Annotated in this window: 17 protein-coding genes; 6 read left to right on the top strand and 11 right to left on the bottom strand. The window is 58.5% G+C overall.

Annotated features, from left to right (window positions below; all coding sequences use genetic code 11):
- Positions 1–137 precede the first annotated feature (137 nt).
- Positions 138–701, top strand: coding sequence for an rRNA adenine N-6-methyltransferase family protein (locus PO881_RS07955; protein ID WP_137385593.1), 564 nt, complete (start codon positions 138–140; stop codon positions 699–701).
- Here the strand turns inward: PO881_RS07955 and PO881_RS07950 are convergent.
- The gene (locus PO881_RS07950; RefSeq protein ID WP_280172714.1) at positions 689–1,414 is read right to left on the bottom strand and encodes a glutamine amidotransferase; all 726 of its coding nucleotides are present in this window, start codon (positions 1,412–1,414) and stop codon (positions 689–691) included. The genes PO881_RS07955 and PO881_RS07950 overlap by 13 nt on opposite strands.
- A gap of 190 nt (positions 1,415–1,604) precedes the next feature.
- Here PO881_RS07950 and PO881_RS07945 point away from each other — a divergent pair, with 190 nt between their 5' ends.
- Both PO881_RS07945 and PO881_RS07940 read left to right on the top strand, forming a co-directional pair.
- Positions 1,605–2,489 (top strand): EamA family transporter, encoded by an 885-nt coding sequence (locus tag PO881_RS07945; RefSeq protein ID WP_101760776.1) that lies wholly within the window; start codon positions 1,605–1,607, stop codon positions 2,487–2,489.
- Between the two features lie 46 nt (positions 2,490–2,535).
- Positions 2,536–3,897, top strand: coding sequence for a CoA transferase (locus PO881_RS07940; protein WP_192234229.1), 1,362 nt, complete (start codon positions 2,536–2,538; stop codon positions 3,895–3,897).
- Between the two features lie 3 nt (positions 3,898–3,900).
- On the opposite strand, the gene PO881_RS07935 is transcribed toward PO881_RS07940, so the two are convergent.
- The 3 genes from PO881_RS07935 to ghrA are packed head-to-tail and all read right to left on the bottom strand — an operon-like array spanning position 3,901 to position 6,189.
- Complete coding sequence (locus tag PO881_RS07935; protein ID WP_192234231.1) at positions 3,901–4,461, bottom strand: molecular chaperone; 561 nt, start codon at positions 4,459–4,461, stop codon at positions 3,901–3,903.
- A 27-nt stretch (positions 4,462–4,488) separates the two neighbouring features.
- Complete coding sequence (locus PO881_RS07930; protein ID WP_137385589.1) at positions 4,489–5,226, bottom strand: phosphatase; 738 nt, start codon at positions 5,224–5,226, stop codon at positions 4,489–4,491.
- A 24-nt stretch (positions 5,227–5,250) separates the two neighbouring features.
- Positions 5,251–6,189, bottom strand: coding sequence for a glyoxylate/hydroxypyruvate reductase GhrA (gene ghrA / locus PO881_RS07925; protein WP_280172713.1), 939 nt, complete (start codon positions 6,187–6,189; stop codon positions 5,251–5,253).
- Between the two features lie 207 nt (positions 6,190–6,396).
- On the opposite strand from ghrA, the gene treA reads away from it, so the two are divergent.
- Both treA and PO881_RS07915 read left to right on the top strand, forming a co-directional pair.
- Complete coding sequence (gene treA, locus PO881_RS07920; protein WP_192413607.1) at positions 6,397–8,076, top strand: alpha,alpha-trehalase TreA; 1,680 nt, start codon at positions 6,397–6,399, stop codon at positions 8,074–8,076.
- A 262-nt stretch (positions 8,077–8,338) separates the two neighbouring features.
- Entirely contained in the window at positions 8,339–10,438 is a 2,100-nt protein-coding gene (locus tag PO881_RS07915) for a TonB-dependent siderophore receptor (protein WP_101760782.1), read from the top strand.
- A gap of 63 nt (positions 10,439–10,501) precedes the next feature.
- Here the strand turns inward: PO881_RS07915 and PO881_RS07910 are convergent, their stop codons facing one another.
- Positions 10,502–10,750 carry a GlsB/YeaQ/YmgE family stress response membrane protein gene (locus PO881_RS07910; protein WP_008102737.1) on the bottom strand — a complete coding sequence of 83 codons (249 nt, stop codon included), beginning with the start codon at positions 10,748–10,750 and terminating at the stop codon, positions 10,502–10,504.
- 186 nt (positions 10,751–10,936) lie between these two features.
- On the opposite strand from PO881_RS07910, the gene PO881_RS07905 reads away from it, so the two are divergent.
- Positions 10,937–11,671, top strand: a complete 735-nt coding sequence (locus tag PO881_RS07905; RefSeq protein ID WP_110865957.1) for a flagellar brake protein — start codon at positions 10,937–10,939, stop codon at positions 11,669–11,671.
- Between the two features lie 128 nt (positions 11,672–11,799).
- Here PO881_RS07905 and PO881_RS07900 read toward each other — a convergent pair whose 3' ends face one another.
- The 6 genes from PO881_RS07900 to PO881_RS07875 form a co-directional block, all read right to left on the bottom strand.
- Entirely contained in the window at positions 11,800–13,287 is a 1,488-nt protein-coding gene (locus PO881_RS07900) for an FGGY-family carbohydrate kinase (protein WP_280172712.1), read from the bottom strand.
- A gap of 2 nt (positions 13,288–13,289) precedes the next feature.
- The gene (locus PO881_RS07895; protein ID WP_101760785.1) at positions 13,290–14,234 is read right to left on the bottom strand and encodes a transketolase C-terminal domain-containing protein; all 945 of its coding nucleotides are present in this window, start codon (positions 14,232–14,234) and stop codon (positions 13,290–13,292) included.
- Positions 14,227–15,060, bottom strand: a complete 834-nt coding sequence (locus tag PO881_RS07890) for a transketolase (RefSeq protein WP_101760786.1) — start codon at positions 15,058–15,060, stop codon at positions 14,227–14,229. The genes PO881_RS07895 and PO881_RS07890 overlap by 8 nt, the downstream gene beginning before the upstream one ends.
- A gap of 88 nt (positions 15,061–15,148) precedes the next feature.
- On the bottom strand, positions 15,149–16,255 hold the full coding sequence (locus tag PO881_RS07885) for an ABC transporter permease (protein ID WP_101760787.1): 1,107 nt from the start codon (positions 16,253–16,255) through the stop codon (positions 15,149–15,151).
- Between the two features lies 1 nt (position 16,256).
- Positions 16,257–17,771, bottom strand: coding sequence for a sugar ABC transporter ATP-binding protein (locus PO881_RS07880; protein WP_280172711.1), 1,515 nt, complete (start codon positions 17,769–17,771; stop codon positions 16,257–16,259).
- Positions 17,771–18,382, bottom strand: a complete 612-nt coding sequence (locus PO881_RS07875; RefSeq protein WP_280172710.1) for a DUF2291 family protein — start codon at positions 18,380–18,382, stop codon at positions 17,771–17,773. The genes PO881_RS07880 and PO881_RS07875 overlap by 1 nt, the downstream gene beginning before the upstream one ends.
- Between the last annotated feature and the right edge of the window lie 7 nt (positions 18,383–18,389).

Here is an 18,389-nt window from a genome sequence, read left to right as displayed (position 1 = left end):
TGTGACCGCACCGAAGGAAATGTGGCGAGCGTAGGCCGCTACAGATAATTCCGAGTTTTCCCGCTTATGCCGCAAAAAGCGGAACATGGGCGAAATATGTGGTCAATATGAAGCAGGATACTAACCAGGAGAAACAGATGTTGGCTTCAGCCCTGACGTTAATGCGTGCCAAAGCGAACTTTGTTCAGCAATTTATCCGCAACCCGCGCAAAATGGGCAGCATCACGCCCTCTTCCGCCGCGCTGTGCCGCACCATGTGCGATGCGGTGAACTGGGATAACAGCCTGCGTATCGCCGAACTGGGCGCCGGTGATGGCGTGCTCACACGCCACGTGCTGGCGCGCATGTCACCGCAAGCACAGCTTGATGTGTTCGAAATCTGCCCGGAACTGGTGAAAAGCCTGCGTGGATTGCCTGATGCGCGCATGCAGGTACGCGCCTGTTCGGCGGAATATCTCGCCGGGGAATATGATGTGATTTTTTCTGGCCTGCCGCTGCTGTCATTACCGCCCGCCACGCGCGATAACATCCTCAGTGCGGTGCATGATGCGCTGGGTCCACGCGGCGTATTCGTGCAGTTTCAATACACCTCGTTCACCCAGCCAAATTTGTCACGCTACTTCACCTGGGAACGCCAGCGGGTGCTGAAAAATATGCCACCTGCGTGGGTTTATCGCTGCACGCGCAACTACGCGCCCTGAGCCTGCGCGCGCGGCTGCGGCCGCGTTTGTAGCCAGAAGCTGCGCAACAGTTCGCGCGACCAATCTTCGCCTGAAAGAACCGTGCCATCGTCACTGACGCCCGCCGGTAAACAGGCGGTCATAATCTCGCGGGTAAATTCCGGATGAAACTGCACCGACAGCGCCTGCGGTGAATAACGCAAAATCTGACAACTATCCTGCGCCGAGCTCGCCAGCACCTGCGCATGCTGAGGCGGCGTTAACACCGATTGCCGATGTGACAACCACGCCTGAAACTCGCCCGGTAGATCGGCCAGCCAGGGGTCGTTGTGCGCCTGCGCATTGCGCGTCAGCGGTTTCAGTCCACGCTCCCAGCCCTGCGGGTTATCGCCCACTTTGCCACCCAGCGCATACGCCATCAGTTGATGCCCGTAACAGACGCCCAGCAGCGGCAGCTCCGCCTCCAGCGCGCCACGAATCCAGGCGGCGGTGCGTTCGCTCCAGTCAGCGTGATCGGTGACCATCGCCCAGGAACCGCTGAGGATCGCGCCACTGACGCGGTCAAAGGCCGGTAAATCATCGCCCAGATGCGGACGCACAATCACATAGTCATCGGGCTGCAGTTGCAGCGCGTCGATAAACCAGCGGGGTTGTTCACCAATTTGCGCCACAACCTGCGGCGGCGGGATTTCAAGTTGAATCAGAGCAAGAGGTAAAGCGCGGGTGTGTGTCATGCCGAATACGGTCCTCGTTATGGTCGCCTTTCGGACATCCACTTTGACAGTAAATCAGCGACATGTCTTATTTTTTTCCTGCATAAGCTAATGCTTATGCGAAAAAAATGTTGCCCGACATGCCCGAAGTCCGCGCCTTCATGCCATCATTAGCCGGTGATCATCTTTGTACAGCGTGAAGGAAGACCTCGTGGCAGTGCGGCATTTTTTAATGGTTCTGATGGTGGTTTCCATTTGGGCTTTCAACAACGTGGCGGTGAAGTGGGGATTACTGGAACTTCCGCCGCTGTTTCTCACCTGGATGCGCTTTGTGGTGGTAGCGATTGTGCTGGTGCCATTCTGCCGCATTACGCGCGCGCAACTGCCGTGGCTGCTGACGCTGGCGTTCACCTTCGGTTTTATGCACTTCTCGCTGCTGTTTGTCGGCATGCGCTACACCGATGCCGGCACCGGCGCCATCGTGGTTCAGCTCGGTACGCCGATTGCCATGCTGCTGGCGATGGTGATTCTCAAAGAGAAATTGCGGCTGGTGCAGCTGTTTGGTATCGCCATTTCGCTGAGCGGCGTGGCGGTGCTGTCGGGCAGTCCGACCATTCCGGCCTGGTGGGTGCTGTGTATTCTGTTGTGCAGCGCGTTTGGCTGGGCAATCAGCAATATGATTGTGAAAAAATCGCCGCCGATACAACCGCTGACGCTCACCGGCTGGATCTCCTTCCTTGCGGTGCCGATTGTCGGTGCCGCTTCGTGGCTGACCGAATCCCATCAGTTTTACGCGCTGAGCCACGCCGGCTGGCGCGGCTGGTTTGGCATTCTTTATAGCGCGCTCGCCTCGTCGATTGTTGCCTATACGCTGTGGTACGCGCTGCTGAAGAAATACAACGTCAACCTGATCATGCCCTATTCGCTGCTGACGCCGGTGCTGGCGGTATTGATGGGCGTTTTCGTCTTGGGTGACAGCATGAACAGCTTCAAGATCCTCGGTGCGTCACTGGTGGTGCTGGGCACCGCGATTGCGGTGATCAACCTGCGTAACCTGCGGATGCACGCGCGTTTCCCGCGCTTACGCCGCCGTTAATCCGCTCTGCTATGCTTGAGTCTCGCGCGTTTTCCGGAGACTCAACATGGATTCTCAACGTGCTGCCGCACTGTGGCAGCAAATGTGGCAGGGATTGCGAGGCGCAGACCCGCTTCCCTCGCCGACTTTTCTCCAGCCCGACACTTTTTCCTCTGCCTTTGCCGTCAGCGAATTGGCGGCCACCAGCATCGGCCTCGCCAGCCAGGCGCTAAGCGATCTGCTCGGCCAATCCGCGCCGGTCAGCGTTAATGTCCGTCTCGCCTCGCGCTGGTTTCAGCACAGCCTGATCCCGCTCAATCGACCGCCTGCTGCGCTGTGGGATGAATTCGCCGGTGATTACGCCAGCGCCGACGGCTGGATCCGCCTGCACACCAACGCGGCACATCATCGTGCGGCGATGGAGCGCGTGCTCGGCCAGCATGCCGATCGTGCCGCGCTGGCCGATGCGGTGGCCCGCTGGCCCGCCGCCACGCTGGAACAGGCGGTGATTGATGCCGGCGGCTGCGCCGCGCAGATGCGCAGCGAAGCGCAATGGCTGCAGCATCCGCAAGGCAGCGCCGTACAGCAGGAAGCGCTGATTGCCCAACAGGCCACCGACGCCGCCCCACCGCCCGCCTGGTTACTGTCGCCCGCGCGGCCGCTGCTCGGCGTGCGCGTACTGGATCTCACGCGCATCATTGCCGGACCGGTGGCGACACGTTTTCTCGCCAGCCTCGGCGCGCAGGTGCTGCGCATCGATCCGCCCGACTGGCACGAACCCACGCTGGAAGAGGAGATCACCTGCGGCAAACGCTGCGCGCGGCTTGATATCAAATCCCGCGCCGGGCGCGAGCAGCTGCGCCAGCTGTTGCAGCACAGCGATGTGCTGGTACACGGTTATCGTGCTGATGCGCTGGAAAAACTCGGGCTGGATGCCGATACGCGCCGCCAACTCGCGCCGGGCCTGGTGGATGTCAGCCTCAATGCGTGGGGCTGGAGCGGGCCATGGCGCAACCGGCGCGGCTTCGACAGTCTGGTACAGATGGGCTGCGGCATCGCCGAACAAGGCATGCGCTGGAGCGGCAATAATCAACCAACGCCGCTGCCGGTGCAGGCGCTCGACCACGCAACCGGTTATCTGATGGCCGCCGCGGTGCTGGAAGGTTTGCGTCAGCGCTTGACCAACGGCATTGGCTGGCAGGCGCGCTTATCGCTGGCACGCACCGCGCGGCTGTTGCAGCAGTTCGGTGCCGCGCCGCAGAATGCGCAAAACGGTATACACGCGCAGCACGATGACGCGCTGAGCGCGATAGAGATCAATCAGTGGGGAATTGCAGAGAGATTGCGCGCCGCAGCGTATTTGCCCGGCACGCCAATGATCTGCGCAACGCCAGGCGTGAAGCTTGGCAGCAGCGCAGCAAGCTGGTAACGATTACGCCTCGTCGCCCTGCTCTTCGTTCAGTTCGTCGTACATCGCCTGCATCGCCTCACGGCTCAGCACCGCCAGCGTGCGGTAAAATGCCGTGGTGGCATGCGCTTCCACTTTGCCGAGGAACGCGCCGCACCACGGCAGCAGATACTCATCAAACAGCGCCAGCTGCGCGGCAGATTCATCCTCTGCCGACTGATCTTCCAGCCAGGATGCCGCCAGCAGCAGCACGCCAAAGTGATCGGCAGGCGCTTCGCTCAGCGGCATGCCGCGCGCGCTGAGAAACGCACGCACGTCTGCTTCAGCAACACCGTTTGGCCACTGTGACGCGTACGGCGGCACGCTGCACTCGCTGCCGACAAACAGCGCATTGTAGTCAGCGGCCAGCGCCTGCGGATCGCTATTCTGCTGCAGGCGCGTCAACAGTTCGTCCTGCTCCAGCGGCCACTGCTGTTGCAGTTTACCTTCACGCAGCAGAGTGAACAGCGGCACCAGCAGCGGATCCTGCGGCTGGCGATTAAACAGCGAGCCGATGACGCGGCAGAGTATGGAAAACTCATTCATGCAACAGAATTCCTTGAGGTAAAAAAGTTAAAAATCAGCAAATTCGGGAATCGTTTTGCCGGTGCGCAACGCGAGGAAGTCGAGCAGGCGACGCGGCGTGACATTTAACACGCGATCTTCGGGAAAATCCACTTCGCTGGTGATGCGCAGGCAGTGTTCGAAATTGCCCAGCGTAAACGCGGTATGCGAATCGGAGCCAAACGCCAGACGTCCACCGGCATCACGCACCGCTTCGGCAATGGCGCGACAGTTCGGTTCGCTGCCCGGACGCGAATGGGTAAAGGAGGAGTTGTTGATCTCCAGCGCCACATCGTAATGCGCGGCGGCTTCGGCAATCGCGCGGATATCCACCGGGAACTTCGGGTTGCCCGGATGCGAAATGATATGCACCAAACCGCCCGCCATCGCCGCAATCATCGCTTCAGTGTGATGTGCTTTGTCACGCGGCGCATAAACCGGTTCGTGGAAGCCCGCGACGATCAGATCCAGCGCATCCAGCATCGGGCCGCTGCAATCGATCTCGCCCTGCTGATTTTTGATGTTGGCTTCGATACCGCGCAGCACGCCAACGCCATCAATCACGCGCGGCCAAATGCGCATGTTGACGAAGTGCCAATAGTGCGGCGCATCGGCCATATCCGGGCCGTGATCGGTAATCGCGAACAGCTTCAGGCCGTTCTGTTTCGCCTGCGCCACATAATCATGCAGCGTGCTATAAGCGTGCGTGCTGGCAACGGTGTGCATATGTAAATCAACGGGATACATCTTCATCTCCTGACCCAATGGAAATTAATAACCGCGCTGGCGATCGACCAAACCACCCGGCTGTTGACCTTGCTCCAGAGCAAGTATGGCATCCGCAATGTAATCCATCGCCTCGCCTGGCAAGGTAATCGCCGCAGTATGTGGCGTGATTGTGACATGCGGATGAGACCACAACGGATGATCCTGCGGCAGCGGCTCGCGCTGGAACACATCCAGCGCGGCGGCGGCCAGCTGACCGCTGTTGAGCGCCGCCAGCAGATCGGCTTCTACCACATGCGCACCGCGCGCAAGGTTGATGAAGCAGGCGCCGTGCGGCAATGCGTTAAGGAGCTGGCTATCAATCAGGTTGGTGGTTTCCGGCGTGGTCGGCAGCAGATCGATCAGCACCTGCGTGCCCGCCAGGAAAGCATTGAGCTGTTCGCGGCCATGAAAGCTTTGCACACCGTCGATCTGCTTCGGCGAACGGCTCCAGCTGCGTAAAGGAAAGCCCCACTGACGCAAACTCTCCAGCACGCTACGGCCTAATACGCCCGCGCCGAGCACGCCAATGGTGAAGTTTTCGCGATCGAAACCGTCCAGCTCCTGCCAGCAAGCCTGCTGCTGCAGTTGACGATAGTCGGCAAAACGGCGGAACCAGCCCAGCACGCACCAGTTGGCGTACTCCTGCATCTGGCGCGCCATGCCGGTATCTTCCAGGCGGAATAACGGCATGGTGTTGGCCAGCATCTGTGGATTGTCACGCAGCTGTTTGAGGATCTCGTCGACGCCCGCGCCCATGGCAAACACGCCTTTCAGCTGACGCCCCGCCAGCATCTCGACCGGCGGAGAACGCACTACCGCATAATCGGCCGGCGCGTTGTCGCCCGGCTGCCAGTCACGCACGCGCGCCTCCGGCAAACGCTGACGCAAACCCTCCAGCCAACCTTGCGGCGCCAGCGACGGGTGATACCAGATTATCTCCATACGACTCTCCTTTTTTTGCTTCAGCCTCAGGCAAATAGCCGTACAGGGCAAGCAAAAACCTTAGTCTTGAGGCAATTTCTCACGTGATTAATTCCGGGCGCTTCACATTTCCACCGCTGTGCGAGGCTAAGCGGCGCGATTACGACTAAAGTTGTTCGGGTGGTCAATGCGTTAGCACACCACCTTTTCGGACAAGGAGAAAAACCGATGATAAAAAATGCCGTATTCACGCCCGCGCGTCTGACCTTTTTACTTAGCGCCGCGTTGCTGGCTGGTGCCAGCGCCGCACACGCCGACGATCAAAGCCGCATGCTCAGCAACCAACCGCAGCCACCGGATGTGCGCCTGGGACCGTTGTTCAATGCGGTACAGCAGGCTAAATTTTATCCGGATCAGAAAACCTTCGCCGATGCGGTGCCGAAATCCAATCCCTCGTCGATTCTGGCCGACTGGCAGATGCAAAAAAACCAGCGCAACTTCGATCTCAAGCATTTTGTCGACAGCAACTTCACGCTGCCAAAAGAGGGTGACAAATATGTGCCGCCCGCCGGGCAAAGCCTGCGTGAGCACATCAACGGTTTATGGCCGGTGCTGACGCGTACCGCGCAAAGTGCCAGTCAGTACGATTCGCTGCTGCCGCTGCCCAAACCTTATGTGGTGCCTGGCGGACGCTTCCGCGAAGTGTATTACTGGGACAGCTACTTCACCATGCTTGGCCTGGCGGAGAGCGGACACTGGGATCGCGTGCAGGATATGGTGGATAACTTCGCCACCGAGCTGGACAAATATGGCCATATTCCCAACGGTAACCGCAGCTACTATCTCAGCCGCTCGCAGCCGCCGTTCTTCAGCTTGATGGTTGACCTGCTGGCAACGCACAAAGGCGACGACGTCTATCGCCAATACCTGCCGCAGCTGCAGAAAGAGTACGATTACTGGATGGCGGACAGCGACAAAGTGGCGGCCGGCCAGGCCAGCAAACGCGTGATCAAACTCAGCGACGGCACGCTGCTTAACCGTTACTGGGACGATCGCGATGCGCCGCGTACCGAATCCTGGCTGGATGACGTCAACACCGCGAATAAAGCGCCGGAGCGCAATAAGCAGCAGGTCTATCGCGATCTGCGTGCGGGCGCGGCTTCGGGCTGGGATTTCAGTTCGCGCTGGTTCACCGATGCGCACAATCTGGCGTCCATCCGTACCACGCAGCTGGCACCGGTTGATCTTAACAGCCTGATTTTCCACCTCGAACAAACATTGTCTAAAGCCGCCAAACTGGATAAGCAGGATGACAAAGCCAAACAGTTCGCGGCGGATGCTGAGAAACGTCAGGCGGCGATCAATCGCTACCTGTGGGATGAGAAAAAAGGCTGGTACGCCGATTACGATTTCCAGAAGAAGCAGGTTCATTCACAGCTGACCGCTGCGACGCTGTTCCCGCTCTATATGCAGCTCGCGAGCGATAAGCAAGCTGAACGCACCGCTTCCGCAGTTGAAAAACAGCTGCTGAAACCCGGCGGACTGGTGACCACCACGGTGAATAACGGCCAGCAATGGGATGCGCCAAACGGCTGGGCGCCGCTGCAATGGGTGGCGGTGGAAGGTCTGGAGCATTACAAGCAGCCGAAGTTGGCGCAACAGATTGGTCAGCGCTTCCTGCAGAACGTGCAGGCGACCTACGACAAGGAACATAAGCTGGTCGAGAAATACGTGGTTGAAGGCGCGCAGCTGGGCGGCGGTGGCGGCGGTGAATATCCGCTACAGGACGGCTTCGGCTGGACCAATGGCGTGACGCTGAAGCTGCTGGATAAGTACTGCCCGAAAGACAAAACCTGTAATAACGCTGGCGATATCCCGAATATGCCGGTTTTAAGTAGCGCGAAGTAATTACCTCTATTCTGCCGGGCGAAGTAGCCCGGCAACCGCACATTACTGTAGCGGCGCAATTTATTGCGCGACCCGAACCTGAGTAAGGTTTCGCCAGTGCAATGCGCGATAAATGGCGCCGCTACGGCTCGTGCCTATCATCTGTGCATTTTCCTCACATTCCTCTAGCAACAAACTCACATCTTGAAACATCCGCGACAAAAGATAATAATTCTCAATCTGATATCGATAGCTATTCCCATTAAAATAACAGGAACCTCTCATGACCTCGTTGTTTACCCTTAAACGTGGCCGCGTACTGTGCGCGCTTGCGCTGGCTTTACCCGCGGCAAGCTTCGCTGAAGAGTCGATTGTCGTGACAGCGCAACCGCAAGAGAGCGCCACCTCACCGACGCAGGGCTATCTCGCCACGCGCAGCAGCGGTGCCAGCAAAAGCGATCAGCCGCTGATCACTACCCCGCAGTCGATCTCGGTAGTGACGCGTCAGCAGATGGAAGATCAGGGCGCGCAGGATCTCAATCAGGCGCTGGGTTACACGCCGGGCGTCTTCACCAACTTTGGCGGCGCGGCCACGCGTTATGACACTATCGCGCTGCGTGGTTTCCACGGCGGCGATGTCGATAACACCTTCCTCGATGGCCTGCGCGTGATGAGTGACGGCGGCAGCTTCAACATCCTGCAGGTGGATAACTGGTTCCTCGACCGCATCGATGTGATTAAAGGTCCCTCCTCCGCGCTCTACGGCCAAACGGTGCCGGGCGGATTGGTGAATATGGTGAGCAAGCGCCCGCAGTTTGCTGAAGAGGGCCACTTCCGCCTGGCGACCGGCACCAACGCCACCAATAACGCCGCCTTTGATTACACCAACGCCATCAACGATCAGTGGGCATTTCGCGTAACCGGCATTACGCGCAACAGCGATACCCAATACGATCACACCCGCGAAGAGAAATATGCGATTTCGCCACAGCTGATGTGGCAGCCAAGTGAAGATACCAACTTAGTGCTGCGCGCCTACCTGCAGAAAGATCCGTCCGGCGGCTATCACGGCTCGGTACCGGCGGAAGGCACGCTCTATAGCCATAATGGCCGCAAATTGAGCGACAGTTTCTATGAAGGTGACACTGCGCTCGATCAGTTCAAACGTCGCGAGCAGATTTACAGCTATGACTTCTCGCATCGCTTCAACGATGTGTGGTCGGTGTACTCCACCGGCAGCTACAGCCACTCCAATACCGAGCTCGATCAGGTTTATCAGATTGGCTGGAACGCAACGAATCCAGACCTGCTGAACCGCTACTACTCCGGTGAGCGTTCATCGCTGAGCGCGTGGGCCAACGACAACCGCTTGCAGGCCGATTTCGCTACCGGCGCGGTTCAGCATCGCGTGACGCTGGGCGCGGAATACCATCGCTATAAAAACGACATCACCAAAGCCAGCGGTGCCGCCAGCGCGCTGAATGCGTGGAACGGCGAAGAAGTGGGCATCATGCCAGACTTCGACTGGACATCGCAGACGCGCCGCTACTATCAAACCGGTTTGTATCTGCAGGATGAGTTGCAGCTCGATCGCTGGCATCTGGATTTGTCGGGACGCTACGATCGCATCGTGTCGGAAAACGGCACCAGCCGTCGTCAGGACGATCACATCAGCGGCCGCGCTGCGCTGCTATATGCCTTCGAGAACGGCATCTCGCCTTATGTCAGCTGGAGCCAGGCAATAACGCCGGCTTCGTTAACCGATCCTTTCGGCAATCAGCTAAAACCGACTACGTCAGAGCAGTATGAAGCGGGCGTGAAATATCAGCCGCTGGGCACGCGCGATATGTACTCAATCGCGGTGTACGATTTGACCCAGGACGATGTCGCCAACCGTAACGTGCTGGACGGCACTTACACGCCGTCGGGCAAAGTGCATTCGCAGGGCATTGAACTTGAGGCGCGTAATCAGCTGACGTCGCGTTTTAGCACCATCGCCGGCTACACGCTAAATCATCTGCGCTTCAAAGATTCCGTGGACGGTAACGATGGCCATACGCCGTATGTGACGCCGAACAGCATGGCATCGTTGTGGGGCCATTATCAGTTTGACTACGGCTTGAGCGCCGGTGCGGGTGTGCGCTATATCGGTAAACAGTGGGCGGATAACGAGAACACCACGCGTCTGCCATCGGTAACGCTGTTTGATGCGTCGGTTCGCGCCGATCTTGGCGCATGGAACTCACAGCTGAAAGGCGCCTGGCTGCAGGTGAATGCCAACAACCTGACCGATAAGACGTATCTGGCCGCCTGTTACGGCACCGGTTATTGCTATCGCGGTGCCGAGCGCACGGTCATGGCCACGGTGGGCTACGACTTTTAATCAGGCATAAAAAAAATCCGCCACCCTTTGCGGGATGGCGGATTTCATCAAATCCTGGCGCGATTAACTTCGCACTTTACGGTAGATCCACAGCACCACAATGGCACCAATCACTGCCACCACGAAGCTGCCAAAGTTGAAACCGTCAACTTTACCGAAACCAAACAGGGTACTGATCCAGCCACCGACAACCGCACCCACCACACCCAGAACCACGGTGATGATAAAGCCGCCGCCATCTTTACCCGGCATAATCCACTTAGCGATAATCCCGGCAATCAGACCAAAAATAATCCATGAAAGAATACCCATGTACTGCTCCTTACGTTATTAATCAATGTGTTCACCGCCTCTAGTATAGACGGGATTTTATGATCTGCATCCCAACTTGCCGCAGTAAATAGCCGTTAGCTGACTAAAGGTTAGCGCAGCGACGCCGATAACTGACGAACAGCATTGTCAGTCGTGAAAATAACAATCGGATAAGTGGAGCAGGACGTGGGAGAAGCCGATAAAGAACAATACCTCAAGCGAGGCACGTTAGCGGTTTTGGGCGTGATGAAGGACCTGTTGCGTTTTCAAACCCTGTTGATGGTGAATTTTTCGCGCGGTCAGTTTATCAGTCGCTTGCTGTCAGCCGATGAAGATCAGGTGATCTTTGACCTCGGCAGCAACGCGCTGGATAACGATTTAGCGCTGCAAGGTGGCGAAGTAAATATTGCCGCCGAAACGCACGGTGCCAAAGTCGAATTCGGCTTAACCGGTTTACAGCGGGTTGAATTTGAAGGCTTACCCGCTTTTGCTGCGTCGCTGCCGGAACTGGTGTGGCAGATTCAACGTCGTGAATTCTTTCGCGTCAATGCGCCGCTGGAACCGGTTTTTTATTGCCACAGCCAGTGGCCTGATGGGCGTACCGCGCGTTTCCGCCTGCAGGATCTGTCACTGGGCGGCGTCGGCGTGCTGCTGGACGAAGCGTTACCGGAAGGCCTCAATCGCGGCGATACCTTTAAAAACCTGCGCGTGGATTTAGCTGAGTATGGTCACTTTGAGGTGACAGCACAGCTGCTGCACATTGGTGAACGCACCGTAGTGACAAGCAAGAATGAAACCCGCGCCACACCGCGCCTCAGCTTCCGCTTTACCGCCATCGAACCGATTCAGGAACGCCAGCTACAGCAGGTGATTTTTGCGCTGGAACGTCTGGCGCGTGATAAAGCCAACCGTTTCCAGTAGCGCTGGACGTTTATCACCGTACAACATCGTAGCGGCGCAATTTATTGCGCGATGTGGCATGAGATACACGTCTAAAAAGCGCGATAAATCGCGCCGCTACGAAGCGTGCGCGATTTAAATAACGGTAATCAATGCGGCTGATAACGGCAACGCGCCACCGCATCCAGCCAGCCGTGATAATTCTCCTGCATGCTTTTCGCCTGATCCTCACGCGGCGTGATCACGCTACCGCCCTGTAACGCCTGCATCTCACTGCCTTGCTGCCACCAGCCTAAGGTGCGGCCCGCTAATAGCGCGGCGCCCAGCGCAGAAACTTCTGCCGTCGGCACGCGTTTCAGTGGCCGCTGCAATACATCGGCCTGCATCTGCATCAACCAGCTATTTTCCGTGGCGCTGCCATCCACGCACAGCGCAGGAAGTTGCACGCCGCTGGCCTGCTCCATGGCAAAAAACACATCGGCGATCTGGAAGGTGATCGACTCCAGCGCCACGCGCGCCAGCACCTCCGGCGTCGCCGCATCGGTCAACCCACATACCATGCCGCGCGCTTTCAAATCCCACCAGGGCGCGCCAAGACCGGAAAGCGCCGGCACAAAATAGATGCCCTGATTGTGTTCGCTGCGCTGCGCCAGCGCAGTGAGTTCTCGCGGATCATGAATGCCAAGCATGCGGCCCAGCCACGCCGCGCCGGAACCGGTGTGGGTAATGTTGCCTTCAAAGGCATAGCGCAGCGTGCCGTCGTGCCACGCCACCGTGGTGCTGAGGCCATTTTCCGTCAGCAACGGCGTCGCCATCGACATCATCAGTGATGAACCGGTGCCGTAAGTGGCTTTCACCACCTCTTCGCTGCCGTTGCGCTGCGCTTGCAGCGCAGCGTGCGAATCGCCGATGCGTGACAAAATCGGCGTGCCGGGCGCTAAACCGGGAATATCGTTGCGTGTCACCACGCCTTGCGCGCTGGCCGAGGGCACAATCTGCGGCAGCGCCGCGCGGGGAATATGGAACAGCGCCAGCAATTCATCATCCCAGTCGCCGCTGTGCAGGTTGTAGAGTTGGGTGCGTGCCGCATTGGCATGATCGGTGACGAAGCTTTCGCCGCCGCTCAGCTGCCAGCTCAGCCAGCTATCCACGGTGCCGATACAGAGTTCACCGGCCTGCGCGCGCGCAAATCCATTCGGCAACGCAGCCAGCATGCCGGTAAGTTTACCGGCCGGGAACATCGGATCCACCGCCAACCCGGTGAGTCCGGTGATGCGCGGTGCTTTACCCGCCACGCGCAGATCGCGGCAAAACGCCTCCGAGCGGCGATCCTGCCAGCTGACCAACGGCGTCAACGGCTGACCGTTATGTCGCTGCCAGATCAGCACCGATTCGCGCTGGTTGCTGATCGCCACCGCCGCAACCTGCGCCCCCGCACACTGCGCCAGACAAGCGCTCACTGCCTGTTTCACCGCCTGCCATATCGCCAGCGGATCCTGCTCCGCCAGACCCGGCTGCGGATGTTCCAGCGTCAGCGGCTGACTGCCGCGTGCCACCACATTGCCGGCACGATCGACCGCAATCGCTTTCGCGTTGGTGGTGCCTTCATCAATTGCCAGTATCAACGAACCTGCCATCTTTACGCTCCTGCACAGATGCGCGCTGCACTCTTCACTACGCTGGCGGCATCAATACCATGTCGGGCACGGGTTGAGGCGCGATCGCCGGCAATCGCGTATTCGCCGTCGGGGATGCCCAAACGCAGCAGCGGGATGCCACAGCCGCCTTCCGCCAGCACTTCCGCCACCAGGCTGCCGACGCCGCCGTTGACGTTGTGTTCTTCCACGGTAATGACCGCTGGATAGTGATTTAACAGCTCGCGCAGCTGTTGGGTATCACAAGGTCGAATCGATGGAATGCTGATCACACCTGCTGTAATGCCTTGCTCATGCAGTTGCTCGGCGGCGTGAACCACCTCGTGAACCGTCGAGCCCATCGCCACCAGCACAATGTCATGACCTTCACGTAATACGTCGATTTGGCCAGGCCGGAATTGGTAATTTTCATCGTGCAGCTGCGGCAGATCTTTACCGTCCAGACGGATGTACACCGGCCCGACATGCGCCAGCGCATATTCAATAATCTGGCGGCACTCCAGCGGGCAGGATGGCGCATAAATTTCGATGTTGCCGAAGCCGCGCATCACCGCAATGTCGTCGATGCTGTGATGGGTGCTGGCCAGCGGGCCGTAGCTGGCACCGGCATTCAGGCCAAACAGTTTAACGTTGGTGTTGTTGTAGCAGACGTCGACTTTAACCTGCTCATTGGCGCGCGAAACCAGGAACGGCGCGGCGTTGCAGGTCACGGCCACTTTGCCGCCAATTGCCAGACCGGCGGCGGTGCCCACCAGCGTTTGCTCCGCGATACCCACGTTGATCAGGCGATCGGGGAATGCTTTGATAAAGGGCGCAATTTTGGCGGTTGAGGTGGAATCGGCCACCACCGGCACTAAATCGACACCACGATTAACCGCATCAATAAATGCCTCAACCATTACCGTCGCCAGGTGTTTTGCATTACTCATCTTTTAATTCCTCCAGTGCCAACGCAATCTCTTCCCCTTTCGGCACACGGTGATGCCACTCCGGTTTGCCCTGAATAAAGGAGATGCCGAAGCCTTTTTCGGTATGCGCCACAATCACCTGTGGCTTGCCGCTGTTGCGCGGCAGGTTTTCGATGGCGTCCACCACCGCCGCCATGTCATTGCCGTTGCACTCGCTCACATCCAGACCAAAGGCGCGCCATTTTTCCGGCAGCGGATCGGTATTCATGATGTCGCGCGTATGCCCCGCCAGCTGCAGCTTGTTCTTGTCATTGATGATCACCAGGTTATCGAGGCCGTAATGCGCCGCCACCAGCGCCGCTTCCCAGTTGCTGCCTTCCGCCAGCTCACCGTCACCGGTGACGACAAAAATGCGTCGGTCGCTGTTATCTTTCTTCGCCGCCAGCGCAATGCCGACCGCCACCGGTAAACCGTGACCCAGCGCGCCGGTGTTCAGCTCAACGCCCGGCGTTTTTTGCCGCACCGGATGGCCCGGCAGATGCGAATCGGAATGCTGATAAGTCGGCAGCCATTCGGTGGGGAAATAACCGGCTTCTGCCAGCACGCAGTAATAACCGCCCACCGCATGGCCTTTCGACTGGATATAGATGTCGCGCTGCGGATCGTTGGTGCGATCTGGCGCGCAGTTCAGGATGCGGAAATAGAGCGCGGTAAGGATCTCAACCTGTGAGAGATCGGCACCGGTGTGACCGCCCGCCGGGCTGCCCGCATTAAGCTGGATGATGCGGCGGCGCACGGCGCGCGCTTTCGCTGCCAGATCCGCTACCGTGTATTTGAAAGGATTCATAAACACCTCTGAATTTTAAAGCATGGATGAATATTTATTCGTGATAAAGAAAAAAAGGTGCAGACAATCAGCGCCTGCACCCAACCGATTAACTTTTTGCCGGGCTACCGCCCTCCTCAATCAGCGCTTTCTGCGCCACCACCGCCGCTTTCTGCTGCATGCGGCTCTGCATTTGGTCGATGATCACCGCCACGATAATCACGATGCCTTTGATCACCATTTGCCAGAACTCGCTCACACCCATCATGATCAAACCGTCGGCGAGGAAGCCGATCACAAAGGCACCAATCAGCGTGCCAAGAATGGTGCCGCGTCCACCCGCCAGCGAGGTACCGCCCAGCACCACTGCGGCAATCGCGTTCATTTCAAAGGAGGTTCCGTTCGCCGGATGGCTGGCCACCAACTGCGACGAGACCACGATGCCAGCAATTGCCGCGCAGAAACCGGAGATGGCATAGACCCAGATTTTCACCGACTTCACTTTCACGCCCGAGAGTTCAGCGGCGCGTTCGTTATCGCCAATCGCGTAAACCTGACGGCCAAACGGCAGGCGGCGCGCCACGTAGGCAATCACCAGCGCCAGCAGCACCATCATCCAGATGGCCCACGGCAAACCAAGGAAATAGCCAGCGCCAATCTTGTCGAATCCGGTATTCCCCAGCATTTCATTGCCCTGCAAACCGGGGAAGGTTTCGCCGCCCGAGGTGAGCATCGCCGTGCCGCGCAGGATGTACATGGTGCCGAGCGTGCAGATGAACGGAGCCACGTTATAGCGGGTAATGATCCAGCCATTGACCGCGCCAATCAGCCCGCCAATCAGCAATACAATCGGCACGATTAGCCACACGCTGGGAAAGATAGCGATGCCAAACATCGGCAACACAATGCCTTTGGTAATCAGCCAGCCGGCGATCATGCCGCACAGGCCGAGCGTGGCGCCGATAGAGAGATCGATGCCCGCCGTGATAATGACAAACGTGATGCCGAGCGCGAGGAAGGCGTTAATGGCGATGTGTTTCACCATGATCACCATGCTGCCCACCGCGAGGAAATCGGGCACCGTGATAGCGAAGAAGCCGACAATCAGAAACAGCGCAATAAAGGTGCGCAGTTTGAGCAGCAGCAAAATCAGGCTTTCGCGTGAGTTGAACGCTTTGACAGGCGATGCGAGCGCGAGCGCGCCGTTGTTTTTCATATCAGAACCCTTGTGCGCTTGCTTTAACCAGCGCCGCCTCTTCCGCTTCAGCGCGCGGCAGGTCAGCAGTCAATTTGCCGCCGGACATCACAAGGATGCGATCGGCAACGGCCATGATCTCTTTCAGATCCGAGGTGGAGAACACCACCGCAATGCCCTGCTCCGACAGCTTCACCATCATGCGGAACACTTCGCCTTTGGCACCGACGTCGATGCCACGGCTCGGCTCATCCAGCAGCAGCAAACGCGGATTGGTCAGCAGCGAACGGCCAATCACCACCTTTTGCTGATTGCCGCCGCTCAGTGCGCTAATGGCGACATCCGGCGAAGAGATTTTGATCGCCAGATTGCCGACGGTGCTGGTCACCACTTCGCGTTCCGCCTGCTCTGAAATTACGGTGCGATGCGACAGACGCCGCCACAGGCTAGCAATGGTGAGATTGCTCGCCACCGATGAGATGGGAAAAATGCCCGAGCGTTTGCGATCTTCCGGCACCAGACTCATGCCCATACGAATGCGTTCAGCGGTGGGTAGACGCGTCGGCAGCGGTTTGCTGTCGAGCCACAGCTTGCCTAGATAGTTACGCTGCGTGCCAAGCAAACACTCAAACAGCTCGGTGCGCCCGGCGCCCATCAACCCGTAAATGCCGACGATCTCCCCGGAACGCACCTGAAAACTGACATCATCCACCAGCGTGTTGCCGTTCGGGCTGACGCAGGTGATGTGTTCGGCTTCCAGCACCGGCGCACCGAACTGGCGATCCGGCGGCAGGAAAGTGCCGACCGGTTCACTGCCCAGCATTTCGCGCACGATCCACGGCACGTCGATATCGCTGACCTGCGCTTCGGCCTGAAAACGCCCGTCGCGCAGAATGGTGATCACATCACCAATCGCCATCAGCTCCTCGAGCCGATGCGAGATATAGATGATGGAGACGCCCTGACGCGTCAGTTCGCGGATCACCCGAAACAGGATCTCCACTTCAGTTTTGCTCAGCGCCGAGGTCGGTTCGTCGAGGATCAGAATGTCAGCGTCCTCCGCCAGCGCTTTAGCGATCTCCACCAGTTGCTGCTGGCCAACCTTCAGGCTGCCGACCTTCTCATCCGGTGAAATTGGCTGATCGAGGCGCTGCATCAGCGCGGCGGTGCGGCGTTTCTGCTCGGCTTCATTGATGGGCCGAATGCCGCTTTGGATTTCCCGGCCAAGGAAAATGTTCTCCGCTACGCTGAGGTTCTCAAACAGGTTGAGCTCCTGATGCACCATGCCGATACCGTGGCGCGCGGCGTCTCGCGTGCTGTGAAACGCCACTTTGTTACCGTTCAGGAACATCTCACCGCTGGTCGGTTGCTGCACGCCGGCGAGAATCTTCATCAGCGTCGATTTTCCCGCGCCGTTTTCGCCGATGATGACGTTAACTTTGCCGCGCCACACGCGGTAATCCACGCGATCCAGCGCTAAGGTGCCGGGGAACAGCATCGACATCTGATTGGCTTGCAGAATGATCTCGTCGCTCATTATGGATTCCCCTGCTGCAGCCGCACCGCCACAACATCTTCCACTGTGCCCGCGCCCATGCTGACGGCCAGCAGCGCCTGCGCCGGTTTGCCCACCCAGCTGGCATCCACCGCGGGCAGCTGTTTCACCGCGTGGCGATTCAGTGCTTTGGTCAGTTGCGCGTACTGCACCTGATTGGTGAACTCTTCGAAGCGGAAACCGGCCGCATCGCGAATGGCGTTGCCGCGCAGCACCGGACCAATCAACACTTTCACCGGCTTGCCGTTGATGGTCATGGTGAGACTGCGTTCCCGCTCGTTGCTGTTATCAAACGCCGTTACCGTGCCTGCCGCGCGCACAAACACGCTTTCGCTGCCGCCCGCTTTGACGGTGTGGCTTTTGGTTTCCATATCCGCCCAGCTCAGCGCCTGCTTCTCAGCTGGCTGCTGCACGCGGCTGGCCCAGCTTGACTCCGCAATCTGCTGCGGCGTTTGATCGCTGTAGCCCGGTTTGGCGTTGGGATCTTTCGGCATGATGGGTTTGCCGTTGGCATCGAGATCCACCACGGTGCAGGCGGCTAACATCAGCGTCAGCAGCGCCACCAGCGTGCCGCTCAGCGCTTTCCCCTTCATGCCGGCC

This window comes from Pantoea sp. SS70 (genome assembly GCF_029866845.1).
Taxonomy (GTDB): Bacteria; Pseudomonadota; Gammaproteobacteria; order Enterobacterales; family Enterobacteriaceae; genus Pantoea; species Pantoea leporis.
This window is presented reverse-complemented; position numbering and strand designations above follow the sequence as displayed.

Coding starts and splice junctions, on each gene's coding strand:
- PO881_RS07875 (WP_280172710.1), bottom strand. CDS start 18,382: ATGAAGGGGAAAGCGCTGAGCGGCACGCTGGTGGCGCTGCTGACGCTG.
- PO881_RS07950 (WP_280172714.1), bottom strand. CDS start 1,414: ATGACACACACCCGCGCTTTACCTCTTGCTCTGATTCAACTTGAAATC.
- PO881_RS07915 (WP_101760782.1), top strand. CDS start 8,339: ATGACCTCGTTGTTTACCCTTAAACGTGGCCGCGTACTGTGCGCGCTT.
- PO881_RS07930 (WP_137385589.1), bottom strand. CDS start 5,226: ATGTATCCCGTTGATTTACATATGCACACCGTTGCCAGCACGCACGCT.
- ghrA (WP_280172713.1), bottom strand. CDS start 6,189: ATGGAGATAATCTGGTATCACCCGTCGCTGGCGCCGCAAGGTTGGCTG.
- PO881_RS07890 (WP_101760786.1), bottom strand. CDS start 15,060: ATGAATCCTTTCAAATACACGGTAGCGGATCTGGCAGCGAAAGCGCGC.
- treA (WP_192413607.1), top strand. CDS start 6,397: ATGATAAAAAATGCCGTATTCACGCCCGCGCGTCTGACCTTTTTACTT.
- PO881_RS07885 (WP_101760787.1), bottom strand. CDS start 16,255: ATGAAAAACAACGGCGCGCTCGCGCTCGCATCGCCTGTCAAAGCGTTC.
- PO881_RS07910 (WP_008102737.1), bottom strand. CDS start 10,750: ATGGGTATTCTTTCATGGATTATTTTTGGTCTGATTGCCGGGATTATC.
- PO881_RS07895 (WP_101760785.1), bottom strand. CDS start 14,234: ATGAGTAATGCAAAACACCTGGCGACGGTAATGGTTGAGGCATTTATT.
- PO881_RS07940 (WP_192234229.1), top strand. CDS start 2,536: ATGGATTCTCAACGTGCTGCCGCACTGTGGCAGCAAATGTGGCAGGGA.
- PO881_RS07880 (WP_280172711.1), bottom strand. CDS start 17,771: ATGAGCGACGAGATCATTCTGCAAGCCAATCAGATGTCGATGCTGTTC.
- PO881_RS07935 (WP_192234231.1), bottom strand. CDS start 4,461: ATGAATGAGTTTTCCATACTCTGCCGCGTCATCGGCTCGCTGTTTAAT.
- PO881_RS07955 (WP_137385593.1), top strand. CDS start 138: ATGTTGGCTTCAGCCCTGACGTTAATGCGTGCCAAAGCGAACTTTGTT.
- PO881_RS07900 (WP_280172712.1), bottom strand. CDS start 13,287: ATGGCAGGTTCGTTGATACTGGCAATTGATGAAGGCACCACCAACGCG.